This window comes from Sphingobacterium thalpophilum (assembly GCF_038396785.1).
GTDB classification, from domain to species: domain Bacteria; phylum Bacteroidota; class Bacteroidia; order Sphingobacteriales; family Sphingobacteriaceae; genus Sphingobacterium; species Sphingobacterium thalpophilum_A.
Genome location: NZ_CP151087.1, coordinates 4,993,927 through 5,008,147 on the forward strand (window position 1 = coordinate 4,993,927; position 14,221 = coordinate 5,008,147).

Annotated in this window: 13 protein-coding genes and 1 riboswitch; of the genes, 7 read left to right on the top strand and 6 right to left on the bottom strand. The window is 41.2% G+C overall.

All coding sequences use genetic code 11. The features are described 5' to 3' along the window. Positions 1–28 precede the first annotated feature (28 nt). The 3 genes from AACH28_RS22060 to AACH28_RS22070 are packed head-to-tail and all read left to right on the top strand — an operon-like array spanning position 29 to position 6,585. Entirely contained in the window at positions 29–1,987 is a 1,959-nt protein-coding gene (locus tag AACH28_RS22060; RefSeq protein WP_341831514.1) for a TlpA disulfide reductase family protein, read from the top strand. A 2-nt stretch (positions 1,988–1,989) separates the two neighbouring features. Then, positions 1,990–5,211, top strand: a complete 3,222-nt coding sequence (locus AACH28_RS22065) for a SusC/RagA family TonB-linked outer membrane protein (RefSeq protein WP_341831515.1) — start codon at positions 1,990–1,992, stop codon at positions 5,209–5,211. A gap of 9 nt (positions 5,212–5,220) precedes the next feature. Further along, positions 5,221–6,585 (top strand): RagB/SusD family nutrient uptake outer membrane protein, encoded by a 1,365-nt coding sequence (locus tag AACH28_RS22070; RefSeq protein ID WP_341831516.1) that lies wholly within the window; start codon positions 5,221–5,223, stop codon positions 6,583–6,585. A 76-nt stretch (positions 6,586–6,661) separates the two neighbouring features. Here the strand turns inward: AACH28_RS22070 and AACH28_RS22075 are convergent, their stop codons facing one another. The 4 genes from AACH28_RS22075 to AACH28_RS22090 form a co-directional block, all read right to left on the bottom strand. Then, positions 6,662–7,060 (bottom strand): hypothetical protein, encoded by a 399-nt coding sequence (locus tag AACH28_RS22075; protein ID WP_341831517.1) that lies wholly within the window; start codon positions 7,058–7,060, stop codon positions 6,662–6,664. After that, positions 7,054–7,794: a MauE/DoxX family redox-associated membrane protein gene (locus tag AACH28_RS22080; protein WP_286775129.1), complete on the bottom strand. Its 741-nt coding sequence runs from the start codon at positions 7,792–7,794 to the stop codon at positions 7,054–7,056. Before AACH28_RS22080 ends, AACH28_RS22075 begins: the two co-directional genes overlap by 7 nt. 402 nt (positions 7,795–8,196) lie before the next feature. Beyond that, complete coding sequence (locus AACH28_RS22085; protein WP_341831518.1) at positions 8,197–9,285, bottom strand: hypothetical protein; 1,089 nt, start codon at positions 9,283–9,285, stop codon at positions 8,197–8,199. Beyond that, positions 9,282–9,977, bottom strand: coding sequence for a hypothetical protein (locus AACH28_RS22090; protein WP_341831519.1), 696 nt, complete (start codon positions 9,975–9,977; stop codon positions 9,282–9,284). The genes AACH28_RS22085 and AACH28_RS22090 overlap by 4 nt, the downstream gene beginning before the upstream one ends. A gap of 316 nt (positions 9,978–10,293) precedes the next feature. Here AACH28_RS22090 and AACH28_RS22095 point away from each other — a divergent pair, with 316 nt between their 5' ends. Together AACH28_RS22095 and AACH28_RS22100 are read left to right on the top strand one after the other, a co-directional pair. After that, entirely contained in the window at positions 10,294–11,322 is a 1,029-nt protein-coding gene (locus tag AACH28_RS22095) for a hypothetical protein (RefSeq protein ID WP_341831520.1), read from the top strand. 31 nt (positions 11,323–11,353) lie between these two features. Further along, positions 11,354–11,662, top strand: coding sequence for a hypothetical protein (locus tag AACH28_RS22100; protein WP_112375799.1), 309 nt, complete (start codon positions 11,354–11,356; stop codon positions 11,660–11,662). Between the two features lie 16 nt (positions 11,663–11,678). Here AACH28_RS22100 and AACH28_RS22105 read toward each other — a convergent pair whose 3' ends face one another. Further along, a complete protein-coding gene (locus AACH28_RS22105) occupies positions 11,679–12,305 on the bottom strand; it encodes a DKNYY domain-containing protein (RefSeq protein WP_115049991.1) in 627 nt (208 codons plus the stop codon). Positions 12,306–12,468: 163 nt separating this feature from the next. Here AACH28_RS22105 and AACH28_RS22110 point away from each other — a divergent pair, with 163 nt between their 5' ends. Next, positions 12,469–12,774, top strand: a complete 306-nt coding sequence (locus tag AACH28_RS22110) for a hypothetical protein (protein ID WP_075993880.1) — start codon at positions 12,469–12,471, stop codon at positions 12,772–12,774. Between the two features lie 30 nt (positions 12,775–12,804). On the opposite strand, the gene AACH28_RS22115 is transcribed toward AACH28_RS22110, so the two are convergent. Further along, positions 12,805–13,068 (bottom strand): 5-oxoprolinase, encoded by a 264-nt coding sequence (locus AACH28_RS22115; protein ID WP_070567048.1) that lies wholly within the window; start codon positions 13,066–13,068, stop codon positions 12,805–12,807. 66 nt (positions 13,069–13,134) lie between these two features. Then, positions 13,135–13,228, bottom strand: a riboswitch (SAM-I-IV-variant riboswitch). A 210-nt stretch (positions 13,229–13,438) separates the two neighbouring features. Between AACH28_RS22115 and AACH28_RS22120 the strand changes: the two genes are divergently transcribed. Further along, a complete protein-coding gene (locus tag AACH28_RS22120) occupies positions 13,439–14,209 on the top strand; it encodes a DUF3050 domain-containing protein (protein ID WP_341831521.1) in 771 nt (256 codons plus the stop codon). The last annotated feature ends 12 nt before the right edge of the window (positions 14,210–14,221 follow it).

Consider the following 14,221-nt stretch of genomic DNA (forward strand, 5'->3'; position numbering starts at 1 on the left):
TACAGATATAGTACTAATTACGCAAAATTTGCGTAAGAAAATTAGACAAGGAAAAACGTACTTTAAAGGTACTTCGATCCGGCTAAAACAGCGCTGTAAAATTAGCGATCAGAACCTAATAGAAATAAGTCTCGAAGCTGAGCCGAAGGCCAGCAGAACAGGGAGTGAGGTATCACCTTCTAGGGACTTTATTCTGACCAACTTCGCCCTGGCTTCTGCCTTTCATGCAATTGGCATCAAGTTTTCATCGGGATCTCATCGGGCCACAGCGATCAAAACCCGATGCCGACCCGATGAAAACCCGATGAAATGTAAAAATTCGGCAGGAATTGCTCAAAAGATGGTCGACTATAGCTTGGCACAAGAAACACACAGGCTTGACTATAGCGCGACCCTAGGTTCACCCTTGCTAAGCCCTTGTTATACACAAGGACAACTAAACGATTGCACAAGACCCACACAACAAAAGCAAGCTTTTCAGCAGGTGGGAAATGCTAGATTGACTTATGAAGTAGAATCTGAACGATCTGTTTTAAGGCTCTTTAAGTCGATCTGTAAGGTTTTTGTGTTTCGGCCCAATATTTTGCTTGTAACAAGTAAAATGGTTGCTCAGCGGGCTTTAAAATGCTTTTTATCTGTTTCGGATTATAAGCGTGCCTATCGCATCATTTTGACATGCTTGTTTTTATGTTTAGTTTCTATGTTTAGTTTATCGGCTCAGACGCCCCGCAAGAACAGCGGGGCCGATGGGCTATCTGAGATACAAGCGCTTGGAATAGGAGATACCATTCCGCAAAGCTTGTGGAACCTCCAAATGCCTGTTTATAACGATAGCAAAGGACGTTCAACGATTTCTCTTAGCGATTATCAGGATAATAAACTGATTATCGTAGATTTTTGGGCTACGTGGTGTACCAATTGCATCGAAAGCTTTCCGAAATTGGATCAGCTGAAGGCAACTTTCAAAAGCGATTTTGATGTGCTACTGGTCAACTGCAAGAGAACGCGTGACGATCAGGCAAGAATTGACAGGGTGCTCAAAAAATACAAAGATAATTATCAGCTCAATGTTCAGTTTCCGTATATTATTGGAGATACCATATTCAATGCCTTATTTCCGCATCGCGGGATACCGCATGTCGTGTGGATCGGAAACGACCGTGTCGTGAAAGCAATTACCTATACAACCGAACTTCAGGAGGACAATGTACGTCAGATTTTGGACGGCAAGAAAGCGAATTTCTATATAAAGGACGATTTTAAGTATAAGGTCCAGGATAGTCTGTCTACGGATACACTCAAACTGTTCTCCTCTTACCTGAGTAAACGTAGGGAGGGGATTCGGGAAATGGGCGTGCAGATAAAAGAAAAGGGAGATGAAAAGGAATTTACATTCCTGAATTCATCAGTAACCATGCGCATTTATGAATATTTGAGTGAAACTGGTCATCGTATAGAACGCAACCTATGGGTATTTGATACGAATGTAGCAAATGAAATCCGTAGAACGCTCAAAACACCTCAGCGCTACACAGATGAATATTGCTATTTTTTGCGGTACCCAAAAGATCGTATCGACTTTGATCCGTACCGGAAAATGATCCATGACATTCAGGATAATTTTGGGGTTAGATGGAAAATCAGGAAAGAAGTGATCGATGTATGGCGTATCGACTCTACGCCTAAAGTGAGGAAATTCAAGACCAAAGGCCATATTCCACTTGAAGCAATTGACGCATCGAATAATAAAAAGTTCATTCAAAACGTTCCCCTGCGCAATAGTCTTCATGTACTCTCTTGGTTGTTGAATAAGCCTGTGCTGCTGGGCGATATTGATGATATAAATGTCGACTTCGATCTGCCAGCGGATCTATTGACGTATACGGATACACAACTCATTCAGTTGTTGGAGCGACTTGGAGCCAAGATAACCGTAGCACCGCAAGAAGTGGAGTATGTTTATTTTTCTGCAGATAGGGGGATATAAGTATGAGAAAAATCATATTAATGGTGTTATTCCTAATTATTTCGGGGATGGCAAACTTTGCTATTGGACAGCACGCTTCGGCAAGAATGGTGGGGCGGGTTATCAATAGCGAAAATAAAAAACCGATTGAAGGTGCCTCAATTATCATATTAGGGGACAATAGCCAAGCAAAATCCGACAGTGACGGAGAGTTTGCACTAAAGGCAAATCATGGTGACAGCGTCTTGGTAAGCCATATCGGCTATCATAGTGAGACCGTGTTATACAAGTCTGGAACTTCAAGACTGACGATTATGTTAGTGCCTTTGGCTAATGTATTGGATGAGGTAATGGTGAGTTCGGGATATCAGCAGCTGCGACCCAATGAGATGACAGGAGCTTTTCAGGTATTGGATAAAAAGACACTCGACCAGCAGGTGGGAACCAATATCCTTGACCGGTTAAATAATGTGACACCTGGTTTCCGTAAGGGGACTTTCGAGTTTAAACCCAACCGCAATGAGAAGCTAAATATTTCATTTCGGGGCCTCAGTACAATAGAGGCTTCTAAGGATCCGTTGATCGTACTCGATGGTTTTATCTATGAGGGCGATATCGACAATATTGATCCGAATAGCATTGCATCAGTTACGGTGCTCAAAGATGCGGCAGCCACATCAATATGGGGAGCACGCGCTGGAAATGGTGTCATTGTGCTTACCAGTATCAATAGTTCCAATAAATTGCAAAAGACGACGGTGAATATTTCGCATACCGTCACGACGAAACGTGTAACGGATTACAGTAAGCTGTATCAGCCAGCAAATCTGGACTATATCTTGGCCGAACAGGAGCTTTTTAATGCGGGCTACTATGATGGAAAAATTGAGCAGAGCCCATACCTTGCTTTGACGCCTACCGCCGAAGTTTTCTTGGCTCGGCGCAGAGGATTGATTTCGGCGCAGGACTCAACAGATAGGATTGCCGAATTACTGGCAATGGATGGAAAAGCGGCTTATAGAGATGCTTTTCTAAGTAACCCATTTTTACAGCAGTCTTTTGCCAATATCTCGGGAGCTTCAACCGTGATAAGATATAGCTTTGGTGTTGGTAATACGATGGATCTCTCCGAAAATAAGGCGAAGGACAATAAGATAAATCTCTACCTCAACAATTCATTTCATTGGAAGGACAAATTTGAGCTGAATCTCAATGTGAATTTTCTCACGCAGAAACAACGTAGTGGCACATCCGTATTTGACCAGTTTAGATATAGTGGCAAATATGTGCCTTTCTTCGAATTTATGAATGCGGAAGGTGAAGCATTGCCTTTTAATAAGGGCTACCGAGGCAATTATCTCAATGAATTGTATGGAGATAAACTGTTGGACTGGAATTATTACCCATTGAATGATTATGAGCTAGATCGCGCGACAACACGGAAAAACGAATTGTATGCAGTCCTACAGGCTAAATATAATATCAAACCTTACTTAACGGCAACTGTATCATATCAATATCAGATCCAGCGAAAAGTAACGGAAAGGATCGCCCAAGCGGAAAGTTATTATGCCCGGAATTTGATCAATATGTTTTCCAATATTGACCCGCAATCTGGTGTAGTAGCACATCCTATTCCTATTGGAGGAATTTATGATCTTAACAATGGGGATTTGAGTTCGTATACATGGAGAGGGCAACTGAACTTTAACCGATCGTTTGGATCTCATCATGTCAATGGGATTTTAGGTGCAGAAATAAGAGAAGTATTATCAAAGGGTTCCACAAGTAGTTCGTATGGTTATAGCGCTGATCCGATACGCACGAAGGTGGTGGATTACGCAGGCTTTTACCCGACACTACCTGCAGGTGGATATGCTGCCATTCAGGGAAATATTTCGCTAATGAAATCCTTGAATCGTTTTGTGTCTCACTATGCAAATGTCGCGTATTTATTCAGGCAACGTTACGGTCTGTCGGCCAGTATACGTAAGGATGGGGCTAACGTGTTCGGCGTAAATACCAATGATAAATTTAATCCATTTTGGTCGGTAGGCGCGAGTTGGCAGATCAGAAAGGAAAAGTTCGCTGACTGGAAAGTGGTAGATGCGCTGCAGCTGAGAGCCACGTATGGTTATAGCGGCAACATTGATCCCTCGCGCACGCCTCTTCCGGTTGCTGAAACGACCAGCGGACGGTATACCAACTATCCTGCTTTTGTGATCAGCACCCTGAATGATCCATCTTTAAGATGGGAAAAGGTGCGGACATTAAATTTGGGACTACAATTTGGACTGTTCAAAAATAGAATCACAGGAAGTTTTGATTATTATGTGAAAAAGAGCACAGATCTCTATGGCAATTCATTGATAGATTATACGGTATTTGGAAAGGCCAACACCACGATAAAAAATAATGCTTCGATAAGAAGTCAGGGAGCTGAGTTGACCATGACTCTCGAAGCTGTGAGGACTCCGAGCTTCAGTTGGCGACCTGCCGTGCTTTTAAGCATGAACAAAAATAAAGTGCTGGAATATTACAATACTCAGTTTGGTCTCATCAATTTGGTGGGAAATGGCACGACTACTATGCCAATAGTCGGTAGGCCGCTCAATTCCATCGCCGCATTTAATTGGGGTGGCCTGGATCAAAATGGCGACCCACAAGGTTTCTTAGATGGTGAACTGTCCACAGATTATCAAAAGATAAGAAACTCAACTGTAGGGGAAATTAACGATAACCAGACCATTGTATACGTAGGTTCTGCGGTTCCACAATTGTTTGGAAATTTGATCAATACATTTTCCTATCGCAATTTTGAATTATCATTTAACCTTTCCTTTAAAGCCGATTACTATTTCAGCAGACAGGCAACCACTAGCGGCAATTTTTATATGTACGGCAAAGCGTATGCGGATTATGAAAAGCGCTGGCAGGCAGCAGGGGATGAAAATTATACACAGGTACCTCGAGTAAAATATCCCATTGATGCGAATCGCGATGCTTTTTATCAGGGAAGTAAAGTCAATGTGCTGAAAGGAGATCATGTCCGTGTGGAATATATCAATCTCTCTTGGAGGAACTTATGGCAATTGGGTAGCAAAAAGTTAAATACCCGTATGTTTTTCAATGCGAGTAATTTAGGGTTGATCTGGAAAAGAAATAAAGAAGGCGTAGATCCTGATTTTCCTGGGCGATTAACACCTAATCCTACTTATGCCATAGGGCTTAATGTCGGTTTTTAAATAAAGAAAATGATGAAAAAAAATTATACTATAATCAGACTATTGGGAATTTTTATGGTCTTGGGTGGAATGCTTTCATGCAGTAAGTTTCTGGAAGAAAAATCAAACTTTTCCCTTCAAACTCCAAATACACTGGAAAGTCTACAGGGGATATTGGATAATTCGATTGATATGAACATGAATGTCCCGGTATTTGGAGATATCCATTCAGATGACTATTTCTTTACCGAAAAGGAATTTAATGCGGTAGATGATCAGTCGCGGGGATTTTATACCTGGGTAGGTTTTCCTTACAACTATCCGGATGATTGGGCGTTGATGTACGTGCCTGTCTATCAGGTTAACGTGGTGCTGGATGCATTGCCCAAGGTTGAAGGTATACAACGTGAAAAAGATAGAATTAAAGGAGCTGCACTCTTTTTTCGTGCTTATCAGTATTTGCAGGGAATGTGGATATTTGCCAAGTCCTGGGATCCACAGACCTCCGACACCGATCTGGGAATTGTGTTGCGGCAGACCGCAGACCAGTCGGTACCTTCGAAACGCAGTACGGTATCAGACTGTTATCGCCAGGTCATCGGGGATTTGGTAACAGCGGCAGGATTACTTCCTGATCTCGCTGAATCGCCTATGCGCCCCTCAAAAATAGCCTGCTATGGGGCGTTGAGCAGAACTTATCTCTCTATTGGAAAGTACGATAGCGCATTTTATTATGCGGATAAGGTCTTAAAAGTTAAGAAAGACTTAATAGACTATAACGACTTTTCTTCCTCAGACCTATTGAAGCCTTATCCTTTATCTCGTTTGAATAAAGAGACGGTTTTTTATGCCCAGTTGACAACGTCGTATCCGAACCTCCATCCGAGTTATGGTCTGGTGGATACGATGCTGTATGCAAGTTATGCGGATAATGATATTCGGAAAATGCTGTTTTTTAAAGTTAGAAATGGGTACCGTAGTTTTAAAGGTAATTATACATCAGCTTTTAACCTATTCGGAGGTATGGCTACTGATGAGATGCTCTTGATACGGGCAGAGACCAGTATCCGACTGGGAAACGTCGAAAGTGGTTTGGATGACCTGAATACCTTACTGATGAAGCGAATTAAAAAGGGGAATTTCATCCCATACGTTGGATTTAATAAAGAGGACGCCCTCAAGTTGATAAAAAAAGAGCGGCGTAAAGAGCTGCTCATGCGTGGATTGCGATGGATGGATATAAAGCGTTACAACAAATATGATGGCGATAATATTAAGTTGATGCGGTATATAAGTGGAACCGAGTATGAGTTGGCACCGAATTCAAATCGATATGCCTTACCCTTGCCGACAGATATTATTCTTCTGACTGGGATGGAACAGAATCCCTTATAACATTTAATCGAATGCCCCGGAAGTTATCCCGGGGCATTCTTGCAGTATAAACATAGTTAAAACTGCATTTCCAAGCCTATAACTTATTAATTGGAGATATAGGTTGGCTACTAGGATTACTCGCCGCCGTATTTTTTGACGGAATGAATTGCGAACCAACTGCATTCGCATTCAGTGTAATCCTGCTCGGATTTAAAGAACGAGAACCAGGGGTACCCGTAAGATCAGAAGCGTCAGCCTCCATGGCGCATGCTGCATTATTTCCAGACCCGCAGTCTTCATCATTTGGCGTTTCGGTCCAAAGTGATTGATTTTGCACATCTGACGAAGAACTGGTGCTTCCATGGAAGTAGATTGTTACAGGGTTATCTATTTTCCCTGCATAAGCTTCAGCACCTTTAAATGCTGAGAATCCGATAATCATGGCTCCGCCTAATATCATGTAGCCATAATTGTTTAAAAATTTGGTTAGCATAATGCTACCCTCCTTTCTGTACTGCAGGCCTGCAATTGATGAGGAAAGCTGCTAGCCTGCAAACGTTTGGTAAATAATTGTCGGTACGGTCCTGTGTACCGATCGTATGTGGATACCAGCAGACCTTTTACATTGCTGCTGGCAGTATTGGGCTGTTGATAGTCGTAAATGCTATCTGGTGCGTACCAAATATCCTTTGACTTCGTATAGTGGATATTACAGTAACTGATGGCTCCCGTTGCCATAAAGCCTATCAGGAATAATGCGATATTTGTTCGGCCTGTTAGTGCACGCTCGCCGTAGTTGATCGTCTTACGATGCAATCGCCATCCGGTTATCGAAAGACCTAGAATGACGAGATTGACAAAAAGATGCTTTATCCAAGAAATATTGCTCAAAAAGCTGGTACACATACAGGGTTTCTTTTCATATACATTCAATACCCCCAGACCGATATAAATACTAAAAACGAAAATCAGTATGGCCGAAACTTTCCATCCCAGGGCGCTCAACCTCGCTGATGGTATCGCCAGGAATACGCCAACACCGATTTCTATAAGCGGAAGTAGCCAGTAGATGACCGGAGCCAGATAACTGATCAGAGGCTGCTGCTCAAGGGCGATCTTGAATGCACCGAGCTGCCAGAGTTTATCCATCCCCACATAGACCCAAAAAAGTATCATTGCTGCCCGGATCACCTTGTATATCATGTTGCTGTTTTTATTCCTTTCCATAACTTTTATTATTTAGATCATGGTATTTATTATTTCCTATCGCTGTTTTATTATTTTTCGTCGTTTCAAAAACAGGGCGCCGTACCTGCCCCCTCCATTGGATACAGCGGCCTGCCTGAGCGTCAGCTTCTACTTTCTCGTACGCTATAAAACAAAGGTAGTATGGAAAATAGGCCGGCGTAGGTGTAGCGAAATGGTTAATTTGGAAAGTGCACCTGCCTCTATTGGATTTAAATAAAGACTGGGATGTAATGAAGATGTATTATGCGGTAAAAAGATCAGCGGGGAATTCTTGGTAAAACGGTCGGTTTTCGCATAACTAGGACTGTTTTTGATGGGTAGAATGAACACATTTAGGAGGTGTAGCGGTGGCATACCCCCTTTTTTTTAAATTTTTATGTTTTATTTATTTAAGTCAGGAAACTGTCTATTCAGTTCGTCAAGCATCGTATTCAATACCTTGCGGATACGGAGCGCTGTATGAAACTCGGCGCTTTTGTCCATCCGGATCAGACTATGCGCAGAAAGTAAGGTGCCTTCCCTCGTTTTGACGAGCCTGGAAAATACCTCGGCAACTTCTTTTTTCTCTGACGACCACATAATGTTCGCTTTTACAGATATATGCATCCAAAGTTTGAGCTCTTTGCCATTAAAATTGCTTTGAATAAATTGTTGGGGATAATCCTGCATTGTTGCTGATGGAGAGATTTTTTCATCCTCCATGTACCCGCGCATCAACTTGAGCAAGCTCCTACGGTTGCTATCATATGCAAAGTCCGGGATACAGGAGAAGTGTTTGGGGAAGCGTAACAAGGCATCCATAAAGGATGGGTCTGAATTGTAAAGTTCTTTCCAGCGATTGAAGAAGCCCATGTGGTTAAAATTGAAATTGACCATCAGAATCAAAAAGCGGTAATGCCAGTTTTTACTCTGGCGCTTGTCTTCAGCCAATTGGCAAAGTGATTCGATCATTTTGGTTAGGTAGTCCTGATGTCGGTATTGAATATAGGGAATCTTGCCATTTTCAAATAGGCTGTCCATACCCGAAAGGATCTCGGTGAGATAGGCTTTAGGTATGCTTTTCTGAGCCAACTTATCCAGGATATAGGGCATATGTTCGTATACATATTCATGCAGCCTCAGGTGATAATGCTCCGGCAGCGGCGTATAGGGATCAATATCTTTTTTAAAGAGCTGTTCGATTCGCTCAAGTAATTCTTCTAGGGCAAATAGCGCTGCAGAACTCACAATTTTACGCACGTTACAGAAGCTATACAACAAAGAGTGTAGCCGCAACAATTGAGTATGGTAAATTTGGATAGCCTGACGGGCATTATTTACCTGAATAATCTTCCGATGGGCTTGTAGTGCCAATGCAAAATTAGTATTGCAGGCCTCGGCGATCTCACCCAAATGGTTTGGAATATCTTTGTTATCAAGATAAACCAAAGCTTCTATGAGCGTTGTCAGCTTCTGTAAACTTACGATCATCTGTACCTCCTTTTGATATCTTTATGGTACCACGGCCAGCCAAATCTCCCGGGATGCATCTGAAGTATGAGTGAATCTCCTTCGTTGGTCTGTTCATGTAGTTGGGGATTGACATTAATCGAAACTTTTTCTTCCTGGCCTTCATAATTGAACGAAAACCATAGTTCGTATAGGTCACAGCAAACAGGGCATTTCTGGATAACAATGGCGGGTATGCGTACAGCTTTTGCATTTGGGATATGCTGGCAATTAGCCATGATCAGCAGCATACGGATATACCAGGCACATGCAATGATCATGATGGGAAATTGGATCCCATAAAGTTTGAAAAGGTCTGTCTTTCTCCAGAAAAACAGATTTGCCATCGCGCAGATGATAAAGGCTGTCGGTATGCCCTTTTTTACAGCTGTCCAAAAGGGTTGCGAGCTGATCAGCAGCTGGTAGGGAAGGCGGTCAAATAGTGCTATGCTGCTGACCTGAATACAGACAAAAAAGATAACGAAAAGCTGCATGGCGCGTTCTTGGCCACGCATTTCCAGAAATGGGATAAGAATGATCATTGCCCCGATGCTATAGACGCGCTCGCTATGTGTCCGGGCCCAGAAAATCCCATATAAGGTTATCAGTACAGCAATTGCAATAAATACATAATTGCGGCTAAATAGCAGTCTAAATTTCTTTATCGTCCTCATGATTTATGGTTTAATAATCAGTGAAGTTTTACGCTATAAATTTACCCACTATAGCATGAAATTTCAGTGAATATCCCAACCATTTCAATGAAGGTCAATTTTTTACAATGAGGGCTAATTTCTTGACAGCGAAATAGGATTTTCTGGCAACAAAGAATTAATTTTTTCATCCAGCAGGGGAATTATTTGAACCGTAAAACGATGCAAAAGCATTGATTTAAGTTAGTTGGACATCGTTTAATAAATAATTGGCTAAATTTATATAACAAAAATAAGTATGTAAATTTTAATAGCGTTATTAAAATGTCGTCTGTACATGAAAAGTTTTAGCAAAAATAGATATCAGGATAATAGAACATTGACGGTGCAGTATCCCGATGGGATCTGGCAGTTGATTGCATCTTTCATTTTTGGAGGATTCTGTTGGTATCTGGGCTATCGCGGCGCTTTGGCGGAATGGCTTTTAGACTGGCCGGTAACCTATAGCTATCTATTTTTTGTATTGATGGTAGCGATTATTTTCTTCTATATACGATTGGCTATCGTGATATTGGACAAAAAGCAGAACTGGCTGGTTAACCCGGAAAAACGCGCCGGTATACAATTATTTTTTTGCTGCATACTTCCGACACTTTTATTGTTCTGGATCATTGGCCCCGATCCACAGGCGAAGGATGAATGGCTGCTGTTTCCTTTAATGGTCATATTTAGCGGTATTTTGGTCCTGAACATGTCCTATACAGTTTATTTCTACGTGGCTGTTTACCACAGGCAAAAAATATTGATTTTAGAACAGAAAGAAACTATCCTGCAGCAGGAATCAAGAACGATAGATCTCCAGGAGCAGATTGAGCTGCTTTCTCCGGGCATCGAAGAGCTGAAAGAGATCCTGGAAACAGCAGGGGAAGATAGAGATGTGGATTCCATGGATGAAATAGATTTAACCATGTGCAGATCCATGGATCTGGAGCAAGAGGTATTCCTGCTCAATAATAAAATCTTGTCCCAAAAGATACGCTATAAGGATATAGGAATCTTTACTTATAAAAATGGAATGGTCAGCCTTTATTTAAAAACTGCGATGGACGAAAATCTGACTTGTGGTGAGCAGCGCAGCTTAAAGGAAGTTGTTAATATCACGAAGGGATTTGTACAGAAGATTGACCGGGATAAAGCCATACCCTTGGATATGATCCAAGCTTGCCAGCAACTGAAACGGGGCCGATTGCGTATCGTGCTCAAAATACCTTTTGAGGGACGGTACTATTTTGAGGTGTCCGACAAGATTGCAAAGCATATCAGGGAATGGGTCATGTTGCAGGTGCCAATAGAAAAAGAGCAATAAAATATATTAGGTAAACTTTAATAGATAGATTATGGAAAAAGTAAGGGACAATACCTGGAAATGCCGAGCTACTGGTAAAGTTGGATTTCCTTCTTTAATTGAGGCGCAATGGGCAATGCTTCACTTTAAGTTCAGATCCCGGATGAGAAACAAACTGGATGGTAAACGTATCAAACACAGGATGGGTAAAGATGCCTGCAAAAGGGCTTATTATTGTAAGTTCTGTAAAGGTTACCATATTACCACTTGGGAAAAAGGTCACTTTAATAATTACAAGACCAAAGCCGAATCCTGGGAGATACCGAAAGTATTAGGAAATTGGAATTATTCAATAGAATAATCCCGTGGTCTATTTTCTATTCTAATTTTTTTCCTCTATAATATTCATTCCAGCTATCCTTCGCATAACCTTTGCCCAGATATTTAAATGTAAAAGCAGTTGCATCTTTTATCTCCTGACCAAAATAATAGACTTTCCAGCTATCTTTGCTGTATCCATCGCCGAGAAGAACAAAGCTTTGGTCGGATACATCTTTTAGTCGATTGCCTCTATAATAGACATTCCAACTGTCTTTGGCATATCCTTCATCCAGTATTTTAAAGCTGGGCGCAGAGACATCTTTAATCTTAACGCCACGATAATAGGCATTCCAACTATCTTTGGCATATCCCCAACCAAGTGATTGGAAAGAATGTGGCGATACATCTTTAATCTTAACGCCACGATAATAGGCATTCCAGTTGTCTATTGCATAAGCATTGCCAAGGTCTTTGAAAGATCGTGCATCGACACCTTCGACCATCTTATCCCTGTAGAAGATCCGGTTGCCTATGTTGACATAATCGTTTTCTCTGTCATGTCGAAACGTCGTCTGAGACGTAGATCTTTTATTGTGACGACCTTGTTGAGCAATACTTTTCTCCAATATACATAGCAATGCAAAGGAAATAACAAGCATATTTTTTAAGTGGATAAAGGCCATAATGTATCTGTTTTATAATATGATATTTATATTGAATCCCTCCTTTATGACCAAGATAATTCACCGAAGGTTTAATCATTTTATCATTTTATTTCTCGTTATCCTTATCCGTTTCAAATGCAACTATTTTGGAATCCAAATATTTTTTTGTATATTGCTGGTTATGAGTTTTAAAGAAAAATTAGAGAACTGGCGCACGTCAATCAATCGCGCCGGCAGTGGTGAGGAATTGTATATTTTGCTTTTGAACTATAAAAGGTTTATCAACAAAAATTGGGTGGACGATTTTGGCGATCCGGGCAACTGGAAATCGGAATTAAATCAGGTCATCAGCAAAGTAAGAAACAAGGTGGATGTAGCAGATATCAGAGCCTGCCAAGATTTATCGTCCTATCAGGACGATGCCCGGCAGACCGCACATTCACTCAATCATACCTTAAAATATCATCACTCATTGACAAAAGGGTAGGCTAGGCCTACCTTTTTTTGCCGATAAAGATTATTGTAAAGGAATCAGGACATTCTGTTCCAAGCGTACAGGAACATGCTTCACCGAGGTAAAACCGTCTTCCTTGGAAATGATGTTGGAAAGATCCAATCCTCTTTTGGAGAACGTACTGATCAAAGCTGTTCTAAAGGTTGCCTTGGCTGAACCCCAGCCTTGTCCTAAAATCGTGTCATTGTTGAGCTGGATCAGTTCATCTGTTGAGTAATAACTGAATTTTTCCAGTAAGTGTTGGTAAAGATTTGTTGTAGTAGCCATACAATTTAAAAATTTAAAGGATTAAACCATAAACTGTATCCAGATCTTGTTGGGAAAATAATCGTTCTGTGACGTTTATTTTGGTCGAAACCCGTATTAATTTACCACCGCGGTGCCTCCACTCGGTTGGTATTGCATCATGCAATTCTGAATACTCTACAAATATAGTAGATTATTTTTTATAATAAAAAATATTTTTGTTTTTAAGGGTAAATGAGCGCTAACAACAGGAATAGGGAGGTCAAAGGCGAGGCGCGTTGTTGGCTGTGATTTGGTTATGAAGCGGATAGCTGGGCGAAAAATTTATCATGTTACTGTAATCTCATCGAAAATACTTTTAAAAACAGAGATAAGACAATACTTTTGCGCCATGAATAGAATTGCGGAAATTAACGAATACATTGCTGCCGAACGCGAGGTATTATTGCAACACCCTTTGTATCGTAAGATCAAAACGATCAAGAATCTACGTTCTTTTACAGAAGGGCATGTGTACGCTGTATGGGATTTTATGTCTTTACTAAAAGCTTTACAGATTAAATTGACCTGTACGACTTTACCTTGGTTTGCGAGTGAGCATCCATCAACACGCTATCTAATCAACGAAATTGTCTTGGCTGAGGAGTCGGATGAATACATTGATGGCCGCCGTTTGAGCCACTTTGAGATGTATCTGGACGCCATGGGTGCCATGGGTGCCGACCTTCATCTGGTCAACAAATTTATTGCTCAAGCCAAAAAATCGAGCAACATATTCGATGTCATTGCAACAACCACATTGGACAAGCGGATCAAAGACTTTTTGAATTTTACATTCGAAGTGATTGCTGAGGGCGAGGTGCATAAAATTGCTGCTGCATTTACATTCGGACGTGAAGACCTTATTCCGGGAATGTTTACCTCTATTTTGGAAGAAATTAAAACAAACTTTCCTACAGCCAATCTGGATAGCTTTATTTATTATTTTCAACGCCATATTGATCTTGACGGCGACGAGCATGGACCGTTGGCGATGCAGATGATCACAGATCTTGCCAAGGACGATGAGGTTAAATGGACGGAAATGAAAGAGATCAGTAAAATTGCGCTACAAAAAAGAATCCAGCTGTGGAATGCAATAGAAGATTCCTTATACGGATAATCTATTATTATA